At 41.8% G+C, this 12,559-nt stretch carries 12 protein-coding genes; 2 read left to right on the top strand and 10 right to left on the bottom strand.

Translation table 11 applies throughout. The features are described 5' to 3' along the window. Nucleotides 1-121: 121 nt before the first annotated feature. Both NSQ52_RS16310 and NSQ52_RS16315 read right to left on the bottom strand, forming a co-directional pair. Nucleotides 122-805 (bottom strand): CpsD/CapB family tyrosine-protein kinase, encoded by a 684-nt coding sequence (locus NSQ52_RS16310; protein ID WP_008347761.1) that lies wholly within the window; start codon nt 803-805, stop codon nt 122-124. After that, complete coding sequence (locus NSQ52_RS16315) at nt 795-1,526, bottom strand: Wzz/FepE/Etk N-terminal domain-containing protein (RefSeq protein ID WP_024719858.1); 732 nt, start codon at nt 1,524-1,526, stop codon at nt 795-797. The genes NSQ52_RS16310 and NSQ52_RS16315 overlap by 11 nt, the downstream gene beginning before the upstream one ends. Before the next feature lie 257 nt (nt 1,527-1,783). On the opposite strand from NSQ52_RS16315, the gene NSQ52_RS16320 reads away from it, so the two are divergent. After that, nucleotides 1,784-2,254 carry a helix-turn-helix domain-containing protein gene (locus NSQ52_RS16320; protein WP_007500131.1) on the top strand — a complete coding sequence of 157 codons (471 nt, stop codon included), beginning with the start codon at nt 1,784-1,786 and terminating at the stop codon, nt 2,252-2,254. A gap of 259 nt (nt 2,255-2,513) precedes the next feature. On the opposite strand, the gene NSQ52_RS16325 is transcribed toward NSQ52_RS16320, so the two are convergent. The 4 genes from NSQ52_RS16325 to NSQ52_RS16340 all read right to left on the bottom strand — a co-directional run bounded on the left by NSQ52_RS16325 (nt 2,514) and on the right by NSQ52_RS16340 (nt 5,823). Then, on the bottom strand, nt 2,514-2,738 hold the full coding sequence (locus NSQ52_RS16325; RefSeq protein WP_008347764.1) for a phage holin: 225 nt from the start codon (nt 2,736-2,738) through the stop codon (nt 2,514-2,516). Nucleotides 2,739-2,883: 145 nt separating this feature from the next. Next, complete coding sequence (locus NSQ52_RS16330) at nt 2,884-3,780, bottom strand: iron-hydroxamate ABC transporter substrate-binding protein (RefSeq protein WP_007500130.1); 897 nt, start codon at nt 3,778-3,780, stop codon at nt 2,884-2,886. Between the two features lie 16 nt (nt 3,781-3,796). Continuing rightward, nucleotides 3,797-4,798 carry an iron ABC transporter permease gene (locus tag NSQ52_RS16335; protein ID WP_025208010.1) on the bottom strand — a complete coding sequence of 334 codons (1,002 nt, stop codon included), beginning with the start codon at nt 4,796-4,798 and terminating at the stop codon, nt 3,797-3,799. Then, entirely contained in the window at nt 4,795-5,823 is a 1,029-nt protein-coding gene (locus tag NSQ52_RS16340) for an iron ABC transporter permease (protein WP_025208011.1), read from the bottom strand. The genes NSQ52_RS16335 and NSQ52_RS16340 overlap by 4 nt, the downstream gene beginning before the upstream one ends. A 334-nt stretch (nt 5,824-6,157) precedes the next feature. Here NSQ52_RS16340 and NSQ52_RS16345 point away from each other — a divergent pair, with 334 nt between their 5' ends. Continuing rightward, nucleotides 6,158-7,567 (top strand): polysaccharide deacetylase family protein, encoded by a 1,410-nt coding sequence (locus tag NSQ52_RS16345; RefSeq protein ID WP_096881881.1) that lies wholly within the window; start codon nt 6,158-6,160, stop codon nt 7,565-7,567. A 16-nt stretch (nt 7,568-7,583) separates the two neighbouring features. Here NSQ52_RS16345 and abc-f read toward each other — a convergent pair whose 3' ends face one another. From abc-f to NSQ52_RS16365, 4 genes are all read right to left on the bottom strand, one after another. After that, a complete protein-coding gene (gene abc-f, locus NSQ52_RS16350; RefSeq protein WP_326242360.1) occupies nt 7,584-9,143 on the bottom strand; it encodes an ABC-F type ribosomal protection protein in 1,560 nt (519 codons plus the stop codon). A gap of 396 nt (nt 9,144-9,539) precedes the next feature. Next, on the bottom strand, nt 9,540-10,706 hold the full coding sequence (locus tag NSQ52_RS16355; protein ID WP_326242361.1) for a macrolide family glycosyltransferase: 1,167 nt from the start codon (nt 10,704-10,706) through the stop codon (nt 9,540-9,542). 168 nt (nt 10,707-10,874) lie between these two features. Next, the gene (locus NSQ52_RS16360) at nt 10,875-11,765 is read right to left on the bottom strand and encodes an ABC transporter substrate-binding protein (RefSeq protein WP_234879727.1); all 891 of its coding nucleotides are present in this window, start codon (nt 11,763-11,765) and stop codon (nt 10,875-10,877) included. Between the two features lie 250 nt (nt 11,766-12,015). Beyond that, entirely contained in the window at nt 12,016-12,480 is a 465-nt protein-coding gene (locus NSQ52_RS16365; protein WP_251185077.1) for a DinB family protein, read from the bottom strand. Nucleotides 12,481-12,559 lie beyond the last annotated feature (79 nt).

Below are 12,559 nucleotides of genomic sequence, written 5' to 3' on the forward strand. Positions count from 1 at the left end.
GGCATCAAACCCGTCCTCACATCCCACTACCGATGACGAGCATCTAAGGCATATGTCATGCCCACAGCAGGATCGAGTGCCTCCGTTGTTAAAGATTAGGAGACATCACCTATCAATCTCTTTAATACATATAGTGCCTTCCCTTTTTCACTTTCTTGCCATTTAGCATCGCCCCAAGCAGTTTCCCTGTCGTACCCTCTAATACTTCTTTTGATTTCTTCACAGCGGCAATCTTCGTTTTACCGCTTAAAACCACAAGAATGCTTCCATCCGTCCGGTTCGCTAATATTTTGGCATCGGCTACAGGCAGAAGCGGTGTGGAATCAACAATCACCATGTCATACTGCTGCTCAATCTCGTAAAATAGCTGCTTCATCACAGAGGAGGAAAGCAGCTCAGCGGGATTCGGTGGAATGGTCCCACTCGGAAGCAGCTCTAAATGCTCAATCGGTGTAGGCAAAATGGCTTCTTCCAAACTGCAATTATTTAATAGCACATTGGTCAATCCGGTGTGCGGGCTTAGATCAAAATATTCATGAATGGCAGGTTTACGTAAATCAGCATCCATGAGCAAGACCCGTTTTTTCTGCTGTGCAAAAACAGCTGCCAAGTTTGCAGCCGTAAATGATTTTCCTTCCTTCGGCAAGGAGGATGTAACCAATATCGACTTCAGCCTCGTTTGAATCGACGTGAATTCGATGTTCGTTCGGATCGTTCGGAATTGTTCCGCAATGACAGAGTGAGGATTTAATACAGAAATACAGGATAAATCTCTTTTTTCTCGTTTTTTCCTCTTAAAAATCAATGTTCTGTCCTCCCGTTATGACGGACTGCTTGTCTTTTTTTGCCCTCCTGTCTGCCTGCATCTGATAGACACTGCCGAGCGATGGCAATCCGATCTCTTCTCTTATTTGATGTGTTCGTTTCACCGTATCATCGAGTAAATTCATTAAGAAAATGAGTGTCATTCCCCCTAATACAGAGGCGCCTAGTGCCAGAACGATGTGAACGAATTTACGTGAGTTCATCAGTATCGTGTTGGACAGCTTGGCTTCAGACAAAACATTAATGCGATCCATATTCATGGTTTTTTTGATTTCTTCTTGCAGCACCTCTGTGGCTGTATTTGCAATGGCTACTGCCTTCGCTCGGTCCTCATCTTGTACAGAAATATTTATGACCTCTGACTCATTTTCTGTACTTGTGGCAATTTTGTGTTTTAATCCTTCCGCAGATTCTGTAAGATTGAGTGTTTCTTTTACTTTTTCAATAACGATTGGACTTTTTAATAGGACTTGAAAGGTACGTGTATATTGAAGGTTCATCTGAATATCGTTTAAATTCGCTTGTGCATCACTGCTTCGTTTATGAACAAGAATTTGAGTGGTTGCCTGATATACAGGAGTCGAGACATAGAACTGATAGTAGGCTGAAATGCCCGTTACGATCAGGACAATCAGGATCAGAAGGGCCATTTTCTCTTTTATGACAGAAAACAGCTGCTTAAAACCTATATTCTCATTCATAGATACCTCCCGATTTCATCATAAAAAGGTTATATATGGTTTCTTTTTGTTAATGATTGGATTATAAAAGATAATACCCGCAAAGAAAAATGTCATAATAGGTCTTATAGTTCTTTTTAAAGAACGAAATCGTTCGTTTTCTTTTGTTTACTTCCTGTTTCTTACGTTTTTGAATTTTATAAAGAACAATTTATTTCTTATAATGAACGAAAAGGTCGCAGAACGATTCGCCGGGGAGAAGGGAGATCATATATCGAATGATAGGAAAGGTGATACGCATTTACCGAAAGAGGAAAGGATACTCAATCCAGCAGCTGGCTGAAGATGCCCATGTCTCTAAATCGTATTTGAGTAAAATTGAGCGTGGTGTCCATCGTAATCCATCTGTCCAGTTTTTAAAAAAGGTATCCTCATCACTAGACATTGATTTACAAGAGCTGTTTGATGCAGAAACGATGATGTTTCATTACGCTGAGGGCGGTGAACAGGAGTGGCGGGATCATATCGTTCATGCCGTCCAATCCGGCATGCCTAAAGAAGAACTGTATCAGCTGCTCCAAACCTACAGAAAGGAGCAGGAAGGAAAGACGTTACATGTCCATCATAGAAAGCTGACCGACTCAAATATGTCAGAATGGAAGCGTCTCATGAGTGAAGCAAAGGCCATTGGCTTAACCATCGAGGAAGTGAAAGCGTTTCTTACCAATATGGGAGAACACCGGGCGTAAGCCACTGAGATCAAACCAATTTGCGGGGAGAGGCGCTTGTCGCTTCGATGAAATAGAGCCTTTTTATATGAAAAGGCTCTTTTCAGTTTATGGACAAATGGCTAAAATGAACTTATTTTAGCCATTTGTCTTCTTTTCAGCGTGATAGAAAACCTTTGCAGTCTAGTAAGGACGAGCACCAGAGCGCAGGACTGACACCGAATGCGAGGGTTTGTCTACATGCTGAGAGCCTTTTTGCATGAAAAGGCTCTGTTTTCTGTTATTCTTCTTTTTTGGTTCGTGCTTTTTTCGTAATATCATTGTTCTTCCAATAGGCCCATAGTGATGTGATGCCAAGAAAGGCTAACGTAATGAATTGCTGCACACCTTCTTCATCAATTGGAATTGGGCTTTTTCCTGCAGCAGTGAGAGCGCTGTTCACAAGTGCCAATAAAAGCAGCACAAGCCTCGCAATAGTGCCTGCACTAATTTTTTGAACCTTCAACTGTAACCCCTCCCCTTATCCTTTCATACGGGCGATACTGCTCGTTCCCTCTCATATGTATGCAAAAAGCGAATGAATAGAAGAACGAATCAAAAAAAGAGACATCATTCCTAGATGCGGAATGATGCCTTGATTTATGTGCTGTTTATTTAGAGAACATCTTTTTTGCTTCATCCATTGCCATTTTGTTGCCTAGAGCTGAATAATCTAACCATGGCTGATCGGCAATCGGATACACTTGGTTTTTCTTCACGGCTTTTAGGCCTTTCCAAATCGGCGTCTGTTCTAACTGTTTGAATGCCTGTTGCGCCTTATCATCACGGTTCACGACGACAAAAATAGCATCTGCATCAAAGTCAGGAAGCACTTCTTGAGAAATGACTTCAAATGGACGTTTGCTGTCCAGTTTTTTCACACCATCTACAGGTGTCAGTCCTAAATCATCGTATAAAATTGGCCCCATCGGACGTTTCATACTAAATACTCGAAGCTCTTTTGCTGTTACACGAATCGCCATCACTTTTCCATTTCCAATCTTTTTCTGGATGAGTGATTTGACTTCTTTTGCTTCTTGATTGTAGTCCTTAATATATTGATCGGCTTCTTTTTCTTTATTGACGAGCTTGCCGATTTTTTTCAAATGATCACGCCATGTGCCATCATTTAAATTAAACACTTCGGTTTTGGCGATTTTCTTGTATTTTGATAAGTCTTGTCCAGCCAGTTCTTCATCGACGTAAATGACATCTGGTTTTAAAGCAAGCAATGACTCCATATCAGGATCTGCTGCGATGCCCAGCTTTTTCGTTTGGCTAAGCTGCTTTTTCGCATGTGGAAGGAAATCTTTTAAGTCTCCCCCTACAACAGAGCCAGCAGGTTTTATCCCGAGTGCTAATAAGTCATTTGTTAAATGAATCGACAAGGACGCAATCTTAGGTGTTCCGTTTTCATCTTGATTTGTTGTCTTCTTTGTTTCCTGTTGACCACAAGCGGCCAGAATCAAGAAACAGAGCGTTAAACCAAACACAAGTACTTTTTTCATGATGAGTTCCTCTTTCTTATTTTGTTTTTGTTAGTAAATAGAGAAAATAAGGTGCTCCGATAAAAGCCACAACCACACCCGCTGGGATGGCATTTGGGGCAAATATGGAACGTCCGAGTGTATCAGCACTGACCAAAATCAACAATCCAAGCAAGGCGCTCACTGGTAAAAAATATTGGTGCAGTGAGCCGACAAGACGCCTCGCCAAATGAGGTGCAACAAGGCCAATAAAACCAATTCCGCCTGTCATCGATACACTTGCACTCGCTAGACCAACAGCTAAGGTGAGAAGAAAAAGTCGTTTGCGCTCTACACGTACTCCTACACTTGAGGCGACGGCATCACCTAACGTTAACGCATTGAGTGTGCTGGACTGCATGAGCGTAAGCGGGACAAGACATACGATCCAAGGTAGGAGCGCAAGCACATGAATCCAGTCTCTTCCCCATACATTTCCCACAAGCCACCTTGAAGCGAAGGTGTATGTATCTTCATCCAGTTTCAATGACAAATATAACGTCAATGCACTAAACCCCGCAGCTACGGCAATTCCAACAAGGATCAGCCGGATAGGCACAAGCCCTTCATGCCTGTCGTACGCAAGAAGAACGATGACTGCCGCCGCAAGTAGGCCTCCACCAAATGTAAAGAGCGGAATGAGTAAAGATGGATTTCCTTCTAGTACGTGAAAATACGTCACAAAGATGATTAAGCCGAATGCGGCTCCTGCATTCAGACCAATAATCCCAGGGTCAGCCAGTGGATTGCGGGATAAACTCTGCAAAATGCCACCTGCGATGCCTAGACCTATTCCAGCTAGTATCGTCACGACGATTCGAGGCAGACGATAATCAAACAGCACCGTCTCACTTTGGAAATCTCCAAAGCCAAATAACGTTTTGACGACAACGAGAGGACTGAGTTTCAGCGTGCCGGTATTTAAACTATACAGCACGACAGCCGCACTCAGACAAAGCAAAACGGCTGTCACGACAAGAGCACGCCGTTTCTCTTTCATGACAGGTTCCTCCCTTCTTTTCTGGCAATATATAAGAAGAAAGGAACACCAACAAGTGCCACCATGACGCCAATGGCAAGCTCTCTTGGCGGATTTACTGTCCGGCTGGCAAGATCAGCGAAGACGAGAAGCATTGCGCCTAAAATCGCTGACATCGGAATGACGAAACGATAATTGACCCCAACCAGCTTTCGTGCAATATGCGGAATGACAAGCCCGACAAACCCAATAGACCCAACCGCCGATACAGAAACGCCTGCCAGCAGAACCGCAGCTGCCATACCTAGTATTCGCACTTGCCGGGTTTTCACCCCTAAATTCGCAGCTACATCTTCACCAAGTGATAATAACGAGAGGGATCGTCCTAATAACATCGCCCAAACGATGACAATGAGAATGACTGGAGCAAGGATCATCAGCTGCGGCCATTTGACACCTGCCACACCCCCTGCATACCAAAAAGCCAGATCCTGACTGAGATCAAAGTAAATGGCGATACCTGAGCTTAGCGCATGCAGCAATGCGGCAACAACAGCTCCAGCTACAGTGAGCCGAAGTGGAGTCAGCACGCCGCCAGCCGCCCCAATGGCAAAAATCAGCAGTGTACTGAGAACGGCACCAAAAAAAGAAAATAACATCAATGCCGAATAAGGCATTCCTGGAAAAAAAGCAAAACAGAGAGCGACTACAAACATCGCACCGCCGTTAATGCCTAATATCCCCGCATCTGCCAGCGGATTTCTTGTAATGCCTTGCATCAGCGCACCTGCCACAGCAAACGCCGCTCCAACAAGCGCAGCTCCTAACACACGAGGAAGCCTTAATTCATGAATGATCTGCTGCTCTGTCACATGAGACTGATAGTCAAACACAGCTGTCCAGACCGTTTGCAAAGACAATGACTTTGCACCGTATGAAACAGCCAAAAACATAGCCGCCAATAAACCAATGACAGCGAGAAAAAACAATAAAAAGAACAAAATAGGTGATGATCGTTTTTGTTGAGATGTTCGCTTATCCGGCAAAATCGGTGTCATCCTTTTCTTCATTAAAAGTCAGTTTGAAAATGAGAATCATAATCATCAAAATTATAGCTGTCAGCCTCTGAAAAATCAATGTACGGCTCATTTTTTTAATTATTGAAGGTATTGGTAGACGGCAAATAAGAGAATTCTTTCCTTCTGCTTTTTCTCGTTCTGAAAGACCTATCAATTTTTACAGTATTTTAATAGGAAAATAGTTGACATTCCGCATGAAAATCCCCTAAAATTACAAAAGTAAGTCAATTGTTATAAAAATATTACAAACAGATGTCAAAGGAATAAAGAATGACCCGTCATGAGAGGAGAATTGAAAGTTGTGTCAGTAAAGGGAAAATGGAGTATCATCCTATTTGCGCTTGCCATCGTCATTGGAACAGTTGCATTCTTTCAAAATCAGCAAGCAAGCGGTACAGAGAAGAAAAATGTGAAGCAGGATACGAATTATAAAAATGTTGAAATTGTTACTCTTGTAAATGACGGGAAGTTTATGAGATATGCGGTGAACTATCCACTTTTTCATCAAAAAAAGCTAGATGACAAGATTCAAAGCTATGCGAATTCAGCATTAGAGCATTTCAAAAAGACATTTAGTGAAGCAAAGGACATTGATGAAAACAAACGGTTTGAACTGAATATTGACTATGACATGGTGCACTATGCAAAACAATCTGCGGCCATTTATTTTACGACCTATACATATACAGGTCAGCAAAATGGGACCACTCACCACGTGACAATCAATTTCGATTTTCAGAAAAAAGACTTTCTTGACACAAAAGATTTATTTCAACCAAAAAAGGACTATTTGAAAAAATTATCCTATATTACATACACGGAGCTTAAAAAAGATAAAACCTTGTCTAAGGATCTATCACTCCTTCAAAAAGGAACAGCCCCTACTGATCAAAACTTCAGTCAATTCGCCTTAAAAGAGAAATATATAGAGTTCTATTTCCCAGCTTCTCAAGTAGCCGCAAAGGACTTAGGTCCGCAAACGCTGGCGATCAAAAAGACGTTGCTAAAAGATATCTTGAAGCCGGAATATATGAATAAGACCAAAAATCAGAATGAAATCAAAGAACCGAATCCAAAAAGAAAAGCCGTCAAGCTGCCGCAAAAGCCAAAGCTTGATCCGAATAAAAAAGCCATCGCACTCACATTTGATGATGGTCCAAACCCAGCCACAACTTCAACCATTTTAGCAGCGCTGAAAGAAAATAAAGGACACGCCACCTTTTTCGTATTAGGAAGCAGGGTTCAGTATTATCCTGGAATGCTTGCCGACATTTTAAAGGGCGGAAATGAGATCGGAAACCATTCATATAACCATCCTTTATTAACGAGACTCCCTCTAAAAGAAGCGGTCAAACAAGTAAAAGACACGCAGAAGCTGATTGAAAAGGCCAGCGGTTATACTCCTACGCACTTTAGACCGCCATATGGAGGAACAAATCCCGACATCAATCAAGCGGTGGGCATGAACGTTTCATTGTGGGATGTCGATCCTGAAGACTGGAAAATTCGCAACAGCCAGCAGATCACAAACCATGTTCTCTCACATGCAGCAGATGGCAAAACCGTACTCATGCACGATATTTATGACAGCTCTGCTCGAGCAGCAGTGAAGATCATACATGAACTCACCAAACAAGGCTACCAGCTTGTCACAGTCAGCGAACTTGAACAATTGAAAAAAGAACGAAACGAACAGACCCCTGTGCAGTAAACACAGGGGCTTTTTTTTATGACTCTAACAACTTCTTTCTTTTTAACAATGCTTGAAACGTCTCTTCAAGCTCACGAGAAGGCTCGATGCTTAAACGACTGAGCACTTCAGACAGCTGCATATCAATCAGCAGGAGCTCTTCTTCTTTCTTTGTAGCAGCTGGCTTTTCTTCCTTTTGTTTATATTCTTCATAGGTGCCATCAAAGCGTTCAATGGTACCCTCGTGCACATGAAGAATACGAGTAGCCACCTGCTCAATGAGCCTCCTGTCGTGGGAGACAAACACAATCGTGCCCGGGTAATCTTTTAAAAGTCCTTCAAGCGCTTCTACTGCCGCAAGGTCTAAAAAGTTCGTCGGTTCATCAAGCATCAGAACATTGGCATCACTGACGAGCAACTTTGCAAGCATCGTCTTCACCCGTTCCCCGCCGCTTAATACGTTCGTCAGCTTATACACATCGTCTCCCCGAAACCCAAGTCTCGCTAAAACGGTGCGAACGATCGTCTCATCTTGAATCGCCTGTTCCAGTGCATTTTGTAAGATCGATTCATCTAGATTCAGTCCTGAAAGATCTTGGCTGAAATAACCAATCTTCACGGCTTCTGAACGAAAAATCCCGGGATGTCCGTTTACAAGCATTCGGAGAAATGTCGTTTTACCGCTCCCATTCTTCCCAATGATCGCGACTTTGTCTCCGCCTCTCACTTCAACATTCGCCTTTTTCCAAAGGACTTTATCTCCTGCCATGCCATCTACATGTTCGACACGAAAAATGGAGCGGCTTGCCACTTCCTTCATGGTGTGCTGCGTCATTTGAAGAGGCTGGACTTCCTTCACCTTCTCCACCTTTTCTAATTTCTCCATTCTTGTTTCAATAGATTTGGCTGTTTTTTGAAGCTTTTTTTGCTTGTTTGCATAATAAGGCTTCGCAATTTTAGGCCCCGAGGATTTCAGCTTTGGAGATGGCTTTGTCGCTTTGTCGGCTTTTTTCATTTTCTTTTGCAGTGCATGTTCTAACTGTTTTTTCTTTTGGGTATACACCTCGTACGCCTCCACGTGCTGGCGATGTTCGAGTTCTTTTTGCCGGGCAAAATCGCTGTAGTTGCCTTTGTATAGTTTGAGCTTCCCATCTTCCAATTCCCAAATGTCTGTACATAACGCATCTAAAAAAGCACGGTCATGCGAGACGACAATCAGAGCACCTTGATGATGACGAAGCTTTTCTTCTAGCCACTCAATATGCTCCGTATCTAAATGAGTCGTGGGTTCATCGGCTAATAAAAGGGCAGAAGGCCGGCTTAAAGCTCTTTCAATATAAGCTTGTGTCATCTCTCCGCCACTTTGTCTGCCATCTCCTGTCTTTAGTTGAGGAAGCAGCGTACAAGTTGTAGTGTGTGCAAATGTGCCGCTGTCTGGTTTTTCCCTCCCCGCTAGTACATGGAGCAATGTCGTTTTCCCACTGCCATTTGTCCCTACAAGGCCGATTCGGTCCCCTTGATGAATGGCAAGCTCCTCTATATCAAATAACAAACGATCCTTTCGAAATACTTTTAATTGGTGGGCTCTCAGTAACATCCAACCCTCTCCTTTCGTATCAGGAGACATGAAAAAGCCTCCCATTCTCAGAATAGGAGGCAAAATGGTGTACAAAAATAAGCGTATCGATACAGAATGACATGCGGTTCAACAAATGAGCACACATATCCCCCGTATCCATCACTTCAATCTTTGATTCCCAAGCTGTACCATCCTATTCCGAAGCTAAAAAATGAAAACGCAGCAAACATAGCAACACATATCGTTTGCTCACTGCCTTCGTTCTTTCATTTTGCTTACAGGTCATAGGATTAGTACTTCATTGCATTGGGTCACCCTTCCGTCGTTTGTTACGTATACGATAAAAGATTGGTTATTTTTTGTCAAGTGGGTTTCCTATTAAGACAGGCTGGCCAACTTGGGTAAACACCTTACCTATTGCATCTGTTTCGCTTGCATAAACTGATCAATGACACGTAATGCTTTTTCTGTTCCACCTGCTGTTTGGAAACTTTCTTCAATCTTTTCAATCCCAGCACGGTATGTGTCACTTCCGAGTACACTCTCTACAGTATCTCTCAACTGCCTTGCTGTCAGCTGGTCTTTATCGAGTGCACGAGCAGCAGAGAGATCCGTCAGTCTTTTTGCCACCATCGGCTGATCTTTGTCAACCGGGATGACAACCATTGGAACATGATAATGAATACCTTCATTGACACTGTTCATCCCGCCGTGGGTCACAAACACATCTGTCAGTTCAAGGACTTCAAGCTGCGGCACATAAGGCTCGATGAGAAAATGAGATGGCGCTTCTTTTAGGAGAGACATGTCGATTTTTTCACCAGTTGCGAGAATCACTTTTCCATCAAAGTCGGCAAAGGCATCAATACACATATTAAAGAATGCTTCAGTATCTCCAAGAACCGTTCCCATTGAAATAAAGACAACCTTCTCCCGCTCAAGCGCTTCTAATGGGAAATCGTGCTGGTCAGCACGTTTTAGAAAACTCGGTCCAATGAAAACAAACGAATCATCCAATGCATCAACAGACGGCTGAAAATATTCACTTGTATACACCATATTCAGTTCGCCGCGGTTTTTCATGAATTGCATCAAATGCTTTGGCTGAACGCCAAAACGTTCATGTATTTCTTCTAACAGATGAGCCGCCTTCTCATCTTTTCTGTATAGAGGTGTATCAAAATGCGCCTCCTGCAGCACAAAAGAAGGATTCGAACCGACGCCTGGAATCTGTAAGTAATCCCGCACAAGCTCACCTGCTCCAAACATATCAAAATAGACCAAATCAAATGAATGCTGTTGAGAAAGAGTTTCCACCACTTCTAAAATGTCTAATGACGTTTGTAGCATGGCATGAAAAAATGGCTGCATGGACTCCAAATCGTCTTCTTCCACGCTTAATGTCCGAATATAATCTGGATGTATATGTATGTGAGCGCCTAAGCGTTTGATCCGTTTTTGATAATGTTCAGTTGTGACCACATGCACTTCATCACCTCGATCAACAAATGCTCTTATCATCCCTAACATTGGGTTCACATGTCCTTCAGCTGGGAACGTAATCATTAAAACCTTCGCCACAAGAATCCTCTCCTTATTGTCAATTCCCTTCCATGTTAATCTTATACAGTGATCAGGCTCAACAAATACGCCTGAAAAGGGGATAAATGAGTCTTAGGGCTAGTATTTTTAAGAGGATAGCAGAAAAAAAGACAAAGCCTCCTTTTTAAGTGCTTTGTCTTTTTTCTATTAATTTTTGAGCAGCATTTGTTTAAACGCAGCAGACTGTTTTTCAATTGAGATTGGATCAGCATAGATAAATTCTTTGATTGAATAGGTTAGAACATGTCCTTGTTTTACTGCTTTATTCTTCTTCCATACACCGCTACCTGTGATATCAGAATTAGGTGCTTTTCCATCCTTTGTTGGTACAAGTAAATAGTCACCTGTATACTCGTTCATCTCTTCTAATGAAATACCGAGATACCCTTCTTTTGGTAGAGCTTTCTCTGCTTTTTCAGGCAAACTGAATCCATACCCTTGATAGATAACCTCTCCTCCACGACCAAAGTCTGTACCAAATAAGTACACCTGCTTAGGCTGCACATCCATAATGGAGAACGTCTTGTCTTCACCAATTTTTGCTTTGACCTCTTTGCCGTCTTTTTTCAGCTGCTCGTCCATTTCTTGTATTTGTTTTTTGGCTAACGATTCTTTTCCAAGAATCTTTCCGATTTCAATATGCATCTCTTTAAAGCTATGTTCACTTGTTGTGAAAGTAATTGTTTTTGCGATCTTTTTATATTTTTCAACTTGATCATTTTGTGAATACGCAATAATGAGATCAGGTTTCAGTTTGGCGATTGCCTCCACATTTTCTATCGGCACCCTCTTCACACCTGTTTCATCTAAAAAGGATGATTTAGGATAAACATCTGTCATGCCAACAGGTGTCACACCTAACTTTTTAAAATTTCCAAGCTGTGCTGTTAACACAACAATTCGTTTCGGTTTGTCTGGAATGGTGATCTTTTCACCCGTTTCAGTTGTATATGTACGAGTATTTGATTCTTGTTCTTTATTGTCTTTCTGCCCGCAAGCCACCAACAATACTGCCAGCAGACTCATAAGCCAAATCATTTTTTTCACTTACGAAACCACCTTTAATTGAGAATGATTATTAATTATAACATAAGCAGTGTGGTTTAGATGTAAAGTTTTAGCAGTGAACGCCACATACAAAAAACCCTCTTCTGATGGAGAGGGTTCGAGAAACCTTTTTCAATTGTGAACTAGGTTGGATGCACACGCTGAGAATCTATAAAACCCCGACACGATAGATGTTATTACAGGATATTATGAAAGCAAAACACCCTTTAGTCGAAGAACATCATTCAAACATTAAAATTTTGGGGTCTTGATTGTAACAGTGAACAAGCATAGCATGTAATTGTCCCCTATGATGATAAACATGTGCTAATATCTCTAACAACCATTCATACCTTGTATATGTCACACCCCAATAGGAAGTGGTACGAGACAGTAGTTCTGTGTCCGATAATTTCATATAATTATTTTTTAATGAATGGAAATTAGTCATTAAGCCTTTTTCTATCGACTTTACAGTTTTATATGATACATTAGCATAAAATGTTGCCATCTCTTCTTGGGTCGCCTCATTTGCAATACGCCAGTCAGCTTCACAAATGATCGCAATGTGTTCCAGCAACTCTCCGATAGACTGCTTATGAGGTGTTGGTCTTTTTTGTAAATCAGCTTCTTCTAATTGACTTACTATTTTTATCAATGTTTTAACAGCTACTTCAATTTGATGTAAAACACTTTCACAATTCATTAGTGCCTCCTTATGAATGAATTTTGCCCTTTTCGTTGAACAAGCTTTTAGAATATTGATGAACTGACTTTATACTCCA

Origin of the sequence: Bacillus sp. FSL W8-1141 (assembly GCF_038593205.1) — a bacterium.
Taxonomy (GTDB): Bacteria; Bacillota; Bacilli; order Bacillales; family Bacillaceae; genus Bacillus; species Bacillus altitudinis.

Bases quoted from the DNA above. Each gene is read 5' to 3' on its own strand.
- NSQ52_RS16330 (WP_007500130.1), bottom strand. From the start codon at position 3,780: ATGAAAAAAGTACTTGTGTTTGGTTTAACGCTCTGTTTCTTGATTCTG.
- NSQ52_RS16335 (WP_025208010.1), bottom strand. From the start codon at position 4,798: ATGAAAGAGAAACGGCGTGCTCTTGTCGTGACAGCCGTTTTGCTTTGT.
- abc-f (WP_326242360.1), bottom strand. From the start codon at position 9,143: ATGTTACTGAGAGCCCACCAATTAAAAGTATTTCGAAAGGATCGTTTG.
- NSQ52_RS16365 (WP_251185077.1), bottom strand. From the start codon at position 12,480: ATGAATTGTGAAAGTGTTTTACATCAAATTGAAGTAGCTGTTAAAACA.
- NSQ52_RS16315 (WP_024719858.1), bottom strand. From the start codon at position 1,526: ATGAATGAGAATATAGGTTTTAAGCAGCTGTTTTCTGTCATAAAAGAG.
- NSQ52_RS16360 (WP_234879727.1), bottom strand. From the start codon at position 11,765: ATGATTTGGCTTATGAGTCTGCTGGCAGTATTGTTGGTGGCTTGCGGG.
- NSQ52_RS16320 (WP_007500131.1), top strand. From the start codon at position 1,784: ATGATAGGAAAGGTGATACGCATTTACCGAAAGAGGAAAGGATACTCA.